The sequence below is a fragment of the Pedobacter sp. KBW06 genome, from assembly GCF_003852525.1.
In the GTDB taxonomy this organism is placed as follows: Bacteria; Bacteroidota; Bacteroidia; order Sphingobacteriales; family Sphingobacteriaceae; genus Pedobacter.
Map to the genome: position 1 here is coordinate 106,372 of NZ_QAJL01000003.1, position 14,866 is coordinate 121,237.

At 44.3% G+C, this 14,866-nt stretch carries 10 protein-coding genes; 1 reads left to right on the plus strand and 9 read right to left on the minus strand.

What is annotated here, in order from left to right:
• Positions 1 to 92: 92 nt before the first annotated feature.
• From DBR43_RS15230 to DBR43_RS15250, 5 genes are all read right to left on the minus strand, one after another.
• Positions 93 to 1,727: a RagB/SusD family nutrient uptake outer membrane protein gene (locus DBR43_RS15230; protein WP_124582285.1), complete on the minus strand. Its 1,635-nt coding sequence runs from the start codon at positions 1,725 to 1,727 to the stop codon at positions 93 to 95.
• 36 nt (positions 1,728 to 1,763) lie between these two features.
• Positions 1,764 to 5,129, minus strand: coding sequence for a SusC/RagA family TonB-linked outer membrane protein (locus DBR43_RS15235; protein WP_124582287.1), 3,366 nt, complete (start codon positions 5,127 to 5,129; stop codon positions 1,764 to 1,766).
• Positions 5,130 to 5,267: 138 nt separating this feature from the next.
• On the minus strand, positions 5,268 to 6,416 hold the full coding sequence (locus DBR43_RS15240) for a FecR family protein (RefSeq protein WP_124582289.1): 1,149 nt from the start codon (positions 6,414 to 6,416) through the stop codon (positions 5,268 to 5,270).
• Positions 6,417 to 6,507: 91 nt separating this feature from the next.
• Positions 6,508 to 8,067 carry an FAD-dependent monooxygenase gene (locus DBR43_RS15245; protein WP_124582291.1) on the minus strand — a complete coding sequence of 520 codons (1,560 nt, stop codon included), beginning with the start codon at positions 8,065 to 8,067 and terminating at the stop codon, positions 6,508 to 6,510.
• Between the two features lie 40 nt (positions 8,068 to 8,107).
• Positions 8,108 to 8,926 (minus strand): helix-turn-helix domain-containing protein, encoded by an 819-nt coding sequence (locus DBR43_RS15250; RefSeq protein ID WP_124582293.1) that lies wholly within the window; start codon positions 8,924 to 8,926, stop codon positions 8,108 to 8,110.
• A 174-nt stretch (positions 8,927 to 9,100) separates the two neighbouring features.
• Here DBR43_RS15250 and DBR43_RS15255 point away from each other — a divergent pair, with 174 nt between their 5' ends.
• Positions 9,101 to 10,105, plus strand: a complete 1,005-nt coding sequence (locus DBR43_RS15255; protein WP_233602985.1) for a pentapeptide repeat-containing protein — start codon at positions 9,101 to 9,103, stop codon at positions 10,103 to 10,105.
• Positions 10,106 to 10,115: 10 nt separating this feature from the next.
• On the opposite strand, the gene DBR43_RS15260 is transcribed toward DBR43_RS15255, so the two are convergent.
• The 4 genes from DBR43_RS15260 to DBR43_RS15275 form a co-directional block, all read right to left on the minus strand.
• Positions 10,116 to 10,895, minus strand: a complete 780-nt coding sequence (locus DBR43_RS15260) for a toxin-antitoxin system YwqK family antitoxin (RefSeq protein WP_233602986.1) — start codon at positions 10,893 to 10,895, stop codon at positions 10,116 to 10,118.
• Positions 10,896 to 10,905: 10 nt separating this feature from the next.
• A complete protein-coding gene (locus DBR43_RS15265) occupies positions 10,906 to 13,137 on the minus strand; it encodes a B12-binding domain-containing radical SAM protein (protein WP_199757062.1) in 2,232 nt (743 codons plus the stop codon).
• A 173-nt stretch (positions 13,138 to 13,310) separates the two neighbouring features.
• Positions 13,311 to 13,853, minus strand: coding sequence for a hypothetical protein (locus DBR43_RS15270; protein ID WP_124582295.1), 543 nt, complete (start codon positions 13,851 to 13,853; stop codon positions 13,311 to 13,313).
• A gap of 4 nt (positions 13,854 to 13,857) precedes the next feature.
• Positions 13,858 to 14,781: a hypothetical protein gene (locus tag DBR43_RS15275; RefSeq protein WP_124582297.1), complete on the minus strand. Its 924-nt coding sequence runs from the start codon at positions 14,779 to 14,781 to the stop codon at positions 13,858 to 13,860.
• Between the last annotated feature and the right edge of the window lie 85 nt (positions 14,782 to 14,866).

Genomic DNA, 14,866 nt, shown 5'->3' on the forward strand with positions numbered 1-14,866 from the left:
AGGATGCGCCCGTCCTCCCGAACTTATTTCAGGGTGACGATGCGCATCAGCAGCTTAGGAATCCACCTGTTCAGCGTTCCTGTTTTTAGGGATTACCAGCCTGGATTTTGTTCCAGCACTTTCCCTGCAGGATATTTCTGCAGCTCCGAAAGCGGGATCGGAAAATAATACATCTTCGGATCGAACACCCTTTGCTCTACCACCTGCCTGGTATACTGACGTTTACCATTTACAGTTTCGATTCCCATTCCATAGATCGTTCCACCCAGCAAGGTAGCCCCCAGATCCCAACGACGAATATCCGCCCTGCGTTCTCCCTCAAAAGCAAGTTCTACCGTCCGTTCACGGACATAGCTCTCCCATGTCAGCTGACCAGGCTGTATTTCCGGCATTTTCACCCTGTTTCTTAAGAGATTGATGTATTTCCTGGCTTCTTCCGGATTTCCCATTTTAAGCTGGCACTCTGCGTAGTTGAGGTAAATCTCTGCCAGACGCAATACTACGCAGTTCTGGTAATTCAGGTTATTTCCAAAAAACACATACTTTGGATTGAGGAATTTACGAAACATATAACCTGTAACCGATGGAATGGTTGTGGCGGGATTAAAATCAGAACCCAGCTGCATGTCAATCACTTCTCCCCGCCAGCTTGTACCATCGTAAATAATGCTGGCCTGCAAACGCGGATCCCTGTTGTCGTAAGGTTTCGCCGCATCAAACATCGGAGATTGTTCCCAGGGCAAGCCATCCTTCATCAGGTACTGATCTACCATATTCTGTGTCGGTACATCCTCCGGACTATAAAAACCAGTGAAGAAGGAAGAATTCAAATACAGGTCCAGAGTATGGGTTTGCCCACTCTGGCTGCTGCCGTATTCTTTATTAAAAATCACCTCCTCATTGTCGTCATTTTCAGGAAAAAATATTCCGGCATAATCAGGAAACAAACGGTAAGCATTTAGTTCCATCACCGCTTTTGCGGCAGCCGCAGCGCCCTGATAATCTTTGGCATTTAACAGCAGGCGACATTTCATTCCAAGCGCAGCGCCTTTTGTGATGCGGCCCAGGTCCTTATTACTATAGCTCACAGGCAAAGCTGCAGCAGCGGCATCCAGATCATTTAAAATAAATGTCCGGCAGGCTTCATCCGTTCCTCTCGGAATGTTCAGGTCGTCTGTGACCGATAACACCTTATCGATAATGGGAAAGCGGCCGAATATCGTATACAACAACTGGTAATTGTAAGCCCTTAAGAACCTCACTTCAGCGCTGAGCTGCTTTTTGATCGCTTCATCAATTGGCATATCCGGCAAATGCGCAAAAAAAGTATTGCATTTCCGGATGTTCTCATAGGCACCATTCTGATGAAACCCGCCCGCACTTGACAAAGACCAAAAAGAGCTGAACAAATTGCTGGAAGCGTTGTACTGTCCCTGATTGATCAGGTCTGCATTGCTTCCCGAATAGTTCGATTTGCCTTCATCGGTGATATCTGCCGGTAACATTCCCTGGTTGATGGAATTATAACTCCCTACGTAATCATAGGTCGTGATGAGGTTCGAATAGATATCCGCTACAAAACGGTTAATCAACGCCGGGTCTTTCCATACATTTTCATCGCTGTATTGATCCAGTGGCCCTTTATTTAAAAAATCCTTTTTACAGCTACCCATAAAAAACAGGGCTAAAGACAAGAGGATTATGGTTAAAGTATTATATTTTGTCATGGTTTGTCGATTTGATATCAGCTAAACTTTTATGTTTTACAATTGCAGGGAGATTCCTGCGGAATAAGATTTCATCAAAGGGTCTGTGATTTGTCCCGCAGCTTCAGGGTCAAACAATTTGAAATTTGTAAATGTCAGCAGGTTATTCCCGGAAACAGAAACCTTTAAACCTTTTACGCCGATCTTTTGTAACATTGCTTTTGGAAAACTGTAGGCGAGCTCAATATTTTTCAGTCTTAAATAAGAAGCGTTAACAATCCAATAATCAGAGACTTCTGCATTGTTCTGGTAATTGGACCACAACCTTGGGAAACCTGCATTGGGATTTTCAGGAGTCCAGTGGTCTAACAACTGCCTGCTGCCGCTTAATCCTACACGGGAGTTTACCGTTGAATTATACGCTTCCACATTCGCAGAACCCTGCATTAACACATTTAACTCTAAACCTTTATAGGTTCCGCCCAGGCGAATCCCGTATTGTGTTCCCGGAAAAAAATGTTCTCCCAGCACTACCCGGTCATTCGGACTGATGCTGCCGTCCTTGTCCACATCCATATAACTGATATCTCCCGGAGCAACGGTATGATATAAAGGGGTTGGACCTGCACTCAGGCCCGCTGCGTTCTGATAAAGCCCATTGCTCCTATACCCTAATCTGCCAACCAGAGGATCAACGCTGGAATAGCTCGCTACAGATGTCCCGGTTATTTTCTGCCAGGCCGGCGTACTCATAGATTCCGGAAAAGAAACAATTTTATTGTGGTTAAAACTCACATTCCCCTGAACATAATAAGTAAAGTTACCAATGGCATTCTGATGTCCCAAGGTAATCTCAACACCACTGTTATCTACAATTCCATTGTTGTAATCCGGTAATCCTAAACCAATCACGGATGGGACCTGAAGTGCCGGAGCAGCTAAAATATCTTTGGTACGTTTCCGGAAATAATCGAATTCCAATGTCAGCAGTTTACCTTTATAATGGGCTTCCAGTCCAACATTGGTCATCACTGCACGTTCCCAGGTAAATGATGGATTTGGCAGGACACCGGTTTGCAGGGACTTATAAAACACAGGATTTGCACCGCCAAAGGTATAGCCTCCTCCATAATAGGGAGCACCCACAAGATTATAGGTTGATAAGAACTGATAAGGCGCTACCCGGTCATTCCCCAATTGCCCCCATGAACCACGGATTTTAATAAAGTCCAGTCCCTTGATGAGTTCTTTATAAAAAGGTTCCTGAGACAATACCCATCCTCCCGAAAATGAAGGAAAGAAACCAAAGCGGTGTCCCGGAGGAAAAATATCGGAACCATCATAACGGAAGTTCATTTCCAGCAGGTACCGGGAATTGTAATCGTAAGTAAAGCGGCCTACCAATCCTTGTCGCGCCGACTGGGATCCCGTTCCTGAATTGGAAGTCTGTGTAGGGTCACCAAGGTTCAGCTCCGGCAAAGTACCGGAAACAAATTCCCTGCGCTGTGTACTGAAATTATTTTGTGTAGACTCTGTTTGTGTGTACAAAAGCAATCCGGAAACATGGTGCGCACCATATTCCTGCTCATAACGCAATGATCCCTCCAATGTCAGGCTTTGCGGCTGGCCAAAGCTCTCGCTAAGTGACGGACTAGTCGGACTGGAAGCAGCTTTGGTATAATTACCTGCTGCATTAATGATATAAACATCATAAGGCAGGCTGAAGCTTTTGCCAAAGCTATACCCTTTATCATAAGCTGCAGTTCCTTTCGCAAAAAGACCTTTGATCCCCGGCAGTTCGTACTGCAAAGACAGCGTTGAGTTAAAAGTATTATTTGAAACCGTATTAAAACCACCTTTTCCGATAGATTGCAAATAAGCATTCCCCCTTTGTTCCGGAACCTGCGCATATAGCCCATTGCTAAACTGATTGACACGGATCGATGGTGTCCCATAGATCTGTTTCATGATGTAACTGCCGCCATACAGGTCCTGCCCGTCTTGTTTAACGAAGATACCGGCGAGGTTCAGGTCCAGTTTCAATCCGGGCGTAATTGTGGCCGTCAGGTTACTCCTTAAATTCCAGCGTTTATAGGCTTCAATAGGCACGATGCCGGCATTGTTAACGTAACCTACAGAAACAAAATAGCGGGTATCGTCATTTCCGCCTGAAGCCGAGAGGTTATAGTTGGCTTGCAGTACGGAAGCTTTTGTCAAAGTTTTAAACCAATCGGTATTGGGGTACCTGTCCGGATCGCTGCCATTCTTAAATAACTGCAGCTGTTCAGGTGTATAGCCCATTCCCAGCGCTGGATTGTAGGCACCTTCATTTTGCAGGGCCTCGTTCTGAATCATTGCATATTCATAAGAATTTACCCTTTTGTAAACCTGTGTTGGCACCTGGTTAATCAGGTTACTTGCAAAAGTAATCTCTGGTTTACCTGACACCCCTTTTCTGGTCGTCACGAGGATCACGCCATTTGATGCCCTGGCACCATAAACGGCGATCGCTGCTGCATCCTTTAACACAGATACCGCCTGAATATCTGCAGGATTCAGGTCGTCAATGTTTCTGCCCGGGATCCCGTCTACCACTACCAGCGGACTGGAATTGTTAAAAGTACTAAGGCCGCGGATTTTCAGGTCTGACCCTGCGCCAGGGGCTCCGCTGCTTTTTTGAACATATAAACCTGAAATCCGGCCTGCCAGCATATCTGAAACTGCGGCGCTGGAATGGTTCTCATTCAATTCCTTCTCTGTTACCGTAGAAATTGCTCCCGTGAGGTTGATTTTTTTCTGTTGTCCATACCCCACCAATACCACCTCTTTTAGTTTTTGCGTTGATTCCTGTAACACGATCAGCAAAGGTTTGGAATCCTGAATCGTCAGCGTTTTGGTTTCATAACCAATGCAGGACACTTGCAGGCGATAACCTGCCTGCACGTCCTGAAGCACAAACTTTCCATTTTCATTGGCAGAAACGGATCTTTTGAGATCGGTCAGCACAACTGTAGCACCAGGCAAAGGCTCAGATTTTTCATCCACGACCTTTCCCTCAACGCTAAGCTGGGCCGGGGCTGTATTGACCTTGACCGGGGCAGTCAAAGGTGTAATTACAAAAACCTTGTGTTTTAGCTCGTATCCCAGGCCTTTTCCTTTTATACTGATTTCCACGGCTTCTTTCGCGGAGACCTTGTTTACATTTACAGTCACATTGCCCGCTTTTTCCAGCATTTCATAATTTGCCAGAAACTCATAGCCGCTTTGTTTCTGGATTTCTTTGAACACCTTGGTCAGCGGTGTATTTTTCAGGGCCAGCGTGACCTGGGCAAATCCAGCGGAGGTAGCACTGAAGCTGCATAATAAAATAAATACCGCTGTTCGAAAAATAGATTTCCTGAACAGCATCGATTTGAATTGCATAACTTTGTTTTGGTTTAGGTTAATAAATAAACAGTTGAATTGGATTGTAAAATTTGGTTCGCCTAAACCTATTTCCGCTTCGGTCTAGACCCCGGAGCGGTTTTTCATTTAAGACGAAACCTTGGTTATTGTTGTTGATTATTGGGAGACGATGACTTTATTTCCGTCCAGCTTAAAATGTGCTGCACCGGTACTTTCCAGCATCTGAAACAATTGCTGAGGGGGGATTTCCTGAGATACCACACCCCAATAATGGGCTGTAATTTTTCCTTTATAAATCACTTCAAGATCATACCAGCGTGCCACCTGCCTCATGAGCGTATAGACATCAACTTTGTCCAGTACAAAAACTCCCTTTTTCCAGCCCATCACCTGTGCTTCATTTACGTCTTTAAGCAAGGTGATTGTCCCTTCAGGATAGACACTGGCCTGCTCTCCGGGTGCCAGCACCTGGCTTTTCTGGTTTTGAGTTACCTTTACCTTCCCTTCCAGCAAGGTTGTTTTCATAGCAGGCTCGTCCTGATAGGCATTGACGTTAAAATGTGTTCCCAAAACCTCTACCGTCGCTGCCGCTGTTTTGACAAGGAAAGGCTTCGCGGCGTTGGGCATCACTTCAAAATACACCTCCCCTGTTACTGAAACCGTACGACTGGGACCAGAAAAAGCAGTGGGATAAGTGATGGAGGAGGCTGCATTGAGCCATATTTTAGTCCCATCGGGCAGTTGCAATTCATAAGTTGTTCCTCTTGGTGTGGTCAGGGTATTGTAGACAGGACTTGCCTTGCCATCGTTTAAACCATGGTAGCTTAGTCTTCCTTTTTCCGTTTGTTTGACTTCGGCATCGCCCTGCCTTAATGGCTGAGTACCTGTGGCCCCGTTCAACAGCAGAATTTCTCCGTTCGCTAAAGTCAGGGTGGCATGGCGCTGCACTTTTGTTAAACCTTTAGCCAGTTCCGGTTTATTCGCCAAACGATCTCCGGATTGCAAGGGCTTAAAATAAAATGCGGCGGTAACTGCACAGACTAAAATGGCCGCCGCACCTGCGATTAAAAACCAGCGGTGGTTAATGCCCTTAGACTGAGTGCCGGGGTCGGCAAGCTGCAGCTTCCTGTAAATGTTGTTTTTGATCTTTGCTCCAATTATGGGCTCCTCAGCGGGCATAAAATCCCAGTCCGACTGATTTAATCGTTCCTGATACCAATCTTCAATGATCTGTCGTTCTTCCGGACTACAGTTTCCGGCATGATATCGCTGTAATGTTTCCCTAATAAATTCCTCTTTTAACATCCTGATGAGACTATTGTTAATGGTCTGTTTATATAGGTGTCAAAAAAGGAACTCTGGTGGTAGATGAAATCGTATTTTTTTTAAAATAGTTTTACAATGATGAGGATTCCGTTGGCACAAACCAGCTGTCCGCGGCCTTTTGAACTTCCTGATCATCTGCTTTCTGATCGGAAGCCCAGGCAACAATTCCATCGGGGCGTATCAGCAGGGCGCTTAAGCCCAACTGGTCCTTAGCCCGGCCCGAAACATATTTTATCTGATCGCCATAATTGCCCGCGACAGCGCTTAGTGATGCATTTCCATCGAAATCAAGCAGTATCCCCTGCCCGTCGTGCATGAGCGCTCCAATCGTCATCCCCTCTTCCAACTCAAAGTTGGGTACACTATGGCCAATCAGGGGGTGCCCTCCAGGGAGGTTATATTGCATGGAAATACCCCAGACCCTTGATGCGAAATAGGTAGCACCATCCCGGGTATTGATCAGTTCACGAAAAATTGCATACAATGAAAGGGCAGCCGGGTCCGGCTTCATGATGGCCACCTGCGCGCGGGACCAATCCAGTACCTTTACACCAATTGGGTGACGTTCTGCTTCATAACTATCCAGTAAGCTTTCCGCTGCGTTATTTTTGATAACGGCGGCGAGTTTCCAGCCCAGGTTCATCGCATCACCCAGCCCAAGGTTAAGTCCCTGGCCTCCCAGTGGTGCATGAATATGTGCTGCATCGCCTGCTAAAAAGACCCGTTTATTACGGTAGCTTGTGGCCTGCCTTGCCCGGTCAGTCCAGGTAGTTGCGATAGAAAGCGAGGTAACCCTGACGTCGGTGCCCGAGATGCGGCGCAACACGTCCTGAACATGTTCAAGTGTGATGGGCTTCCGGGAATGATGAAATACCCCGGCATCGAAATCCTGCATGATCAGATAATCCGGCCGGGATAACATGTACATACCTGCCGGCGTCACATTTCTACCAGGGCTGAGCTTCTCCGGATCGGCGATAACAAGCTGAGTAGAATAACCTGTAAATTCCGGTTCGGTACCGGCAAATTCAAAACCACCTGCCTTGCGAACAACGCTGCGGCTTCCATCACAGCCTGCGAGCCATTTACTCTGGAAATATTGCCCGGCCGAATGAACGGTTACCCCATCCTCCTGCTGCTCAAAATCAGTAATGGCAAAGCCGTATTTGATCGATACACCCAGGGATTCTGCGCGGCTGGTCAGCATGGTTTCAATTTCTTCCATTTCAGAAATTAAACTCGGCGCTGTGGCGCTCGTAAGGCGGTATTTCCACTGTGAAACATCGACATTGTCAAAGCTGAACGGAATCCCGGCGAAATGTCCGCCCAGACGTTGCGGTTCTGATGGTTGTCCCGGTACAGTGGAACTGGTATGTGGGGTTTTAATCTGTTTGTGTAGCTTCAGCTCATCTAGCAAATCACGGCGGTAAAGTGCTTCAACAGTAGGTGCCGAAAGCCCCCGGATCCCAAAAGGGACCTGCTTCAATGGCGATTTAGGATGCTCTGCCTTTTCCAGTATCAGCACCGAACATTTGGCCAGGGCGAGCTCACAGGCCAGAAAAAGACCTACTGGTCCGGCACCGGAAATGATGACATCGTAGATGAAAGGATCTTTAAGTATTGTTTTCATATAGAATAATTGAAACACAAAACTCAGGATTAGTCTTAGGCTAGGCTTGTATAAATGCGACAAAATTGCTGCCCGGCAGCTCCTTCCCTTTCTTTGCTTTCCGGGCGAATGCAGCAGGGCTGCTGCCACTATAACGTTTAAATTCCCTGCTGAGGTGGGATTGATCTGTATAGCCCAGCTCATGTGCCAAACCGGCAAGATTGGAATCCGGAGAAAACCATAAACGGTTGCGTACCTGTTCAAAACGCATCAGACCAGACACATCTTTAACTGTATAACCGGAAGATTGCTTGAAGTTTCTTTCCAGTGTACGGACCGTTGCATGAGCCGCCGCAGCTACCTGGCTTACCGGTATGCTGCCCTTTGCTTCGTTTATCGCAAGCCCCGCTTTGAAGAGCATGCTGTCAATAGGCACCCGCGACCGTGCGTCCAGAAAATATTGTTTTACCTGATCCAGCGCTTCCTCTACCCTCCCCGCAAGCATCAACTTACTCAAATCCGGTTGAAGCTGGGTGATGGGATGTTCAAATATCCGCAGCCCGTCCTTACCGGAAGGCAGTCCGAGCAAATCGAATACCGTCCAGGGGAAGCACCTGACCCCAATGATTTCTAAACGGTTTTTCGAGTAAAAAACAGCAGGCTGATTGAGCAAACCCATCATAAAAGGCGAGGGCAATGGCTGCAAATCTCCATTTTCGGAAATGCTGCAGTTACCTCCGAAATGAAAAATAATTTCAGCAGAACCATCGGGGATCACTTCAAAACTTGATTCCTGTTCTCCGGACTCCCTTATGTTGTACCAAAAACACTTTATCACATCCCGCAGTGCTTCAGGAGGTTCAAATTCTTGATGTTGCATACCGAAAGATAGGCATATTTAGGGAACCACGCTACTGATCGTTGCCCATAACAACTATAAGTAGCGTGAATACAACCATAAGTTTCTTCGTTTTTTTGATTCTGGAAATCTATCCGGATATCTTTGTCCTGTCGAAATAAGCAATAAGGAGACCCGATGATGTTAAACACTAAAATGATTGGCAATAGAATTGCCGATGCTAGAAAGAAAATAAATATCTCCCAGGCACAGCTTGGCCAACGCCTGTTCATCAGTCCGCAGGCAGTTGGAAAGTGGGAACGTGGAGAATCCATGCCAGACATCACCACTTTTAACCGTCTCGCAGAAATTCTAAATGTCGACCTTAACTATTTTTCGGACAGTTTACAGTCTGAGTCCCTTGAACTGAGCGCCACCGAACCTCTACTTGAACAATCCGATGAACTGAAATCCGTTAAGCAGGAAAAAAAACCTGCCTGGAATATGTCTTATGGAAACTGGGTGGATGCCGATTTTTCCGGCTTGAAAAATCTGAATGAGAAATTCAGTTCTTCCAATATGCAGCGCTGCAAGTTTACCGGTTCAGATTTATCAGGACTTTTGCTTAAAAGCAACAACCTGGATAGCTGTGACTTCTCCAATTCCGACATCAGTGGCAGCAACATCCAGACTTCCAGCCTGGACAACAATCTATTTAAGGGCAGTTCCCTGAAACAAGCCAGGTTTTTAAGAAGCCATGTCAGAAGCTGTGACTTTTCCGGTTCTGATATTAGCAGCAGCGATATTCAAAGTTCTCACCTGGGCAACAGCCTCTTTAAGGACAGTTCTCTGAAAGAGGCAGAATTTTTAAAAAGCCATATTAAAAGCTGTGATTTCTCCGGTGCTGATTTCAGCGGTGCGGGTTTTAAGTCCAGTGCCTTTCAGCAAAACACAGTAGCCAATGCAGTTTGGAACCGAAGTTCTTTCATTGATGTGCAAATTGACGACATCGTCTTTGAAGGCCTGTTGGAAGATTGTTATTTTGAAAACTGCGTCTTTAACTGGGTAAAGTTCCAGCATACAACGCTGACCAATACTTTCTTTAAAAACAACAGGTTTAAAAGGATAAAATTTATTGACTGTCAGGCAGACCGGATCACCTACGAATTTTTGAGAACTGGAAAAGCAGATTTAACCGGTATCACCTTGTTAACACCGTAGAGGAGCCCCACTATTTTTTGTGGCCTTGCTGATACTCCTCAAAAGCGGCCTTTGTTACCTTTTCTCCCAGGAGGTAATAGCTTTCGAAGAGAATACTTCCATCGGGTTTATACATGTGCGAAACGCCATGTCTTTTCCCGTTTTCATAGGTTGCATCCATACTCTTTCTGCCCAAAGCGTAAGAAGTTGACAAGCCGTTTTGCAAATCGTCCTTGTAATTGTTCTCTGTTATGATTTTACCATTATTAAAAACACGATAAGGACCATTTCGTAAATCATTTTCATAATAAGCCTCGGTACTTAGCTGATCCCCGGAATAAGTTAAAGACAGGCCATGTTTTTTACCTGCTTTATAGACCGATTTATTTAGGATCTTTTCCCCTTTATACATCTCGCTTAAGCCCTCTTGCCTGCCGTCTTTATATTCCTGACGCAACCAAACCTTATTCTCACTGTCGTAATTTTCTTTTAAACCGTTGCGTACTCCATTTTTATAATGAAGTTTACATTCCATTCTTCCTCCCGGGGAGTACCAGAAAGCTTCACCCGTGATCCATCCTTTTTGAATGGTGTATAAAGCAAAACCACCTTCGTCAAAAGGAACTTTATATTGTCCCTGCAAGAGTTTGCCATTTAAAGACAAGACCATTTCAGTGCTGTCCCTATGATAGGTTTTCAGCAAATGATCCCATTTAATTTCCTCCGGCAGCTGCGCAAAAAGAGAAGTTCCCAGGCAAAGAAAAATAAGGGTATAGCCGAGCTTTTTAATCATTTTCTGATGGATTTTCATGTTTGTATATTTACAGAACCAATAAGCCGAAATCTCTTAAATTATAAATTGGTTCTGAATACCAAAACAATTCAAAATGTTCCATGCTGCTTTCAAAATCAGCTTTAATATCCTGGAAGGTGTACACCTGGGGGTTGGAAACCGCTATTTTCTCTAAAATGGAACTGAGCCATTCCCCTTCATTTTTATTGGTCTGAATGTCGAAGCTTTCCTTTTTATCATGAAAAGTTAAAATCGTCATTTCCAGAGGCTTGTTCTTTTTGTACTTGGTAAAACTTTCTGCTTCCGGCTTCCCTCCCAGCCAAACCACTTTAGCCGTTGGTTTAGTATTGAATTTACTTTCTTCCCTGATTGCTTTTTCAATAAAATCAGGAGCAATCGTGGTCTTTGGAATCTTAAAATCAAACCAGTCCTGCAGTTTATAATCGAAGCAAATGCCATGCATAAAATTGAAAAGCGATTTCTTCAGGCCAAAACTAAATTTATTGTGATCTATTCCTGTTTTATCAATGTAATTGATGTCGTTATTGGCAAAGGTCCCAATGGCTTCGGTTTCTTTGACCACCCCGAATTTTTCCGGATACATGCCAACCGGACTGTGTGCGGTCATCGCAAACTGGTGCCAGAAGCCAGATTGAAGCACCCCTGCTTCAAACAATTGCCGTACCATTTCCAGGCTGTCTACCGTCTCCTGAATGGTCTGTGTCGGATAGCCGTACATCAGATAGGCATGAACCAGGACCCCTGCTTCGGTAAAGTTCCGGGTAACCTGGGCAACCTGTTCAACGGTTACGCCTTTATCGATTAGCTTTAACAGGCGATCTGACGCTACTTCTAAGCCGCCGGAAACGGCAATACAACCCGATGCTTTAAGCAGCAGGCATAAATCTCTGGTAAAGCTTTTCTCAAACCGGATATTTGTCCACCAGGTGACAGAAATTTTTCTTCTTAAAATTTCCAGGGCCACTTCCCGCATCAGAGCTGGTGGTGCTGCCTCGTCCACAAAATGAAAACCATTCTGACCCGTTTTTTCACTTAGGTCTTCAATCCGGTCTACAATCAGTTTAGCGGCAACAGGTTCATATACTCTGATATAGTCCAAAGAAATATCACAAAAGGTGCATTTCCCCCAGTAACAACCATGCGCCATGGTCAGCTTATTCCAGCGCCCATCGCTCCACATCCGGTGCATTGGGTTTACAATTTCTATGACTGAAATGTATTGTTCCAGTTTCAAATCGCTATAATCCGGCGTTCCTACATCAACCTGCTTATAATCGCTTCTTAAAGTGTCATTTTTATAAGCAACCTCTCCGTTTTCCAGTAAAAAAGTTCTTTTATACAGGTTAAATTCTCCGGCTTTTACGATCGAGTTATAGATCAGTTCCACAGGTAATTCCCCATCATCCAGAGAGATGTAATCGAAAAATTCAAAGACCCTTTTATCGGAAAGAGAACGTAGTTCTGTATTTGGAAAACCGCCACCCATGGAGGTCTTAATCCCAGGATACGTTTTTTTTACATATTGCGCGCATCGGAAAGCGGCATACAAATTCCCCGGAAAGGGAACCGAAATCAGGAACAACTTTGGCTGAACAACCGCAATTTTCGCTTCTAAAATTTCAACCAGGATCTTATCCATATAGGTATATTCCTGGTTTAAAGCTTCATAAAGCTCATCAAAAGAGTTTGCACTCCTGCCTAACCTTTCGGCATAACGGCTAAAGCCAAAATTCGGATCTATACATTCGATAATAAAGTCCGAAATGTCCTCCAGGTATAAAGTGGCCAGGTGTTTGGCCTTATCCTGCGTCCCCATGACACCAAATGCCCAATCCAGCTCTTCCAATTCCGCAAACCGCGATGCTTCCGGCAAAAAGTCCTCCTGACAGATCTGCAAAGCCAGAGTTGGGTTTTTGCCTTGCAAAAAGGCGATAACGGCATCAATAGTTTTGATGTATTCGTTTTTTAAAGCAAGAATCCGCTTCGCATTTAAACTCCTTTGCTGAGGACTTAATCCTTCAGCATGGCTGAACAGATTTTCCAGGCCCTTCCTGCAAAACAAGGCCAGAATGACCTCAATACCCAAATCAGCCTGCGTTGAAGAAATATCTTTGGTGTTCAAAAAACCTTTGATATAGGCAGTTGCAGGATACGGGGTATTCAGTTGGGTAAAAGGAGGCGTAACAAGGAAAAGATCTGTCTTCAAAATGGAATTGTATTTCCTGACAAAAATATCCATAATTATTTTAGTATCGGTCTTTCTCAAATGATAAAATTCACCTGCGCCCTAACGGACCAATAGTATTGACCTCAGAATTAATTGCATTGTTACAATTCAGACGATGGGGAATGCCATTCATATTCCTTTTTTTATGTCAGAAGGATTGGTCATTAAAGCAGGTCATCTTTACATCACTCTATTTCTCCCAAAAATGTCTGCCAGACCTCTTTTGAGTTCCCTCCAAATGTTTTAACATCTTTGGTCAGGTACACCCTTTGCGCCAAATTTAACGTTTTCCTTTTACCATCATTTAAAACCGCAACGGTATACGTGGTTTGCCAGCTGTCCGGCCCTACCTGCTGACTGGTAATTTCTCCCAGTTCAAACTTTAAAGAAGGGGTATTTGCTATTTCAAGCACAAACAATGCTAGTGACAGGCTATTTTTGCCATTTGAGACGATGTCCTGCATTAAAACCTCTTTATTTTTAAACAAGGAAAACACGTTTGCGCTGATCTCATTTTTCAGCTCTTTTGAAACGGAAACATCCGATAGCAGCTGCAGGTATTGATAGAAATCTTCGATTTTAGTTTTTGCATTTTCCTGATAAGCTGCCAATACCGGGGCAGAAAAATTAGCTTTTAATCCCCTGGTGTTTTTCGTCGTATGCGCCTGTTGCGCTGTAGCAAATAAGCCCCCAGACAACAATATGATCAATAGAATTATTTTGTTCACCTTATTATTGTTTAATTCTTATAAAATAAATCTCTCCCGTATCCCTGCGCTTAATTTCGATTATTTTCATTTGTTTCAAGCTGGCTGTTGGTACGATCAGTTTCCGGGAAAACTCTTTTTTGTTAAAATATTCAGCACCCAAATCATCTCTCAGCATGATGAGTACCTCCAGATCATCTGAAAGGATTTTGTTGAGCTGTGCTTTTCGGGTTTCCCAGTCTTTGATGTCCGACAGCATAAATGCCTTCAGCATCATTGCATAGTCATCTGGCTTTAAATCCACTGTTGCCGGAACTGTATCTTTAACTTTCGCGGCTGCAAAACTGATGACCTTCTTTTTATAAAAGGGACTGGTAATTTCTATGTTGTAATTTTTACCAGAGGAATTGTCGACATGAACCCTGCCATCTTTTACAGTTAAAACCTGCTTCGCCGTACCCTGAACTTTAAAAACCTTTACTTCATCGCTCTTCACCTTTTTATTGGTAAATTCATTTTTCAGCTCGATCGTTTGTTGTCCGGAAGCTGCTTTCTCATAAAATTTCAGGTACCAAACAGCAGCAAGTACCATAATGACCAGCAAAGCGATTCCGCAGATCATCTTAAAATTAACTTTAGCTGGAGGTATTTCTTCCTCAGGCTGCTTATCCCGAAACAAGAGCTCATCCCAGCTGGAAAGACCTACAAATATGGCAAGGATATCTAACATCCCTTTCCTGGGAATTTTCTCATTTACATCAGGTTTCAAATGGGTGTAAATCCATTTCTCACTGATAGATTGCTTGCATTCCTGTTCAATTAAGCCAATCAGATTTTGGATATCCTGCGAACTAAAGCTACTCCAGGTTCCCCGAAAAAAAGGATAGTGTTCCTGGTATTTCAAAAGCACCATTTCTTTCAATCGCTTAAAAGTATCTAGTTCGGTCATATATCGATAGCGTCAAAATTAGGGGAATGCAGCTATAAACCACAGCAAATGTGCTGTAAAAGCACTGTAAATTTACTTAAAATAT

Bases quoted from the DNA above. Each gene is read 5' to 3' on its own strand.
- DBR43_RS15255 (WP_233602985.1), top strand. From the start codon at position 9,101: ATGATTGGCAATAGAATTGCCGATGCTAGAAAGAAAATAAATATCTCC.
- DBR43_RS15240 (WP_124582289.1), bottom strand. From the start codon at position 6,416: ATGTTAAAAGAGGAATTTATTAGGGAAACATTACAGCGATATCATGCC.
- DBR43_RS15260 (WP_233602986.1), bottom strand. From the start codon at position 10,895: ATGAAAATCCATCAGAAAATGATTAAAAAGCTCGGCTATACCCTTATT.
- DBR43_RS15275 (WP_124582297.1), bottom strand. From the start codon at position 14,781: ATGACCGAACTAGATACTTTTAAGCGATTGAAAGAAATGGTGCTTTTG.
- DBR43_RS15230 (WP_124582285.1), bottom strand. From the start codon at position 1,727: ATGACAAAATATAATACTTTAACCATAATCCTCTTGTCTTTAGCCCTG.
- DBR43_RS15265 (WP_199757062.1), bottom strand. From the start codon at position 13,137: ATGGATATTTTTGTCAGGAAATACAATTCCATTTTGAAGACAGATCTT.
- DBR43_RS15235 (WP_124582287.1), bottom strand. From the start codon at position 5,129: ATGCAATTCAAATCGATGCTGTTCAGGAAATCTATTTTTCGAACAGCG.
- DBR43_RS15250 (WP_124582293.1), bottom strand. From the start codon at position 8,926: ATGCAACATCAAGAATTTGAACCTCCTGAAGCACTGCGGGATGTGATA.
- DBR43_RS15245 (WP_124582291.1), bottom strand. From the start codon at position 8,067: ATGAAAACAATACTTAAAGATCCTTTCATCTACGATGTCATCATTTCC.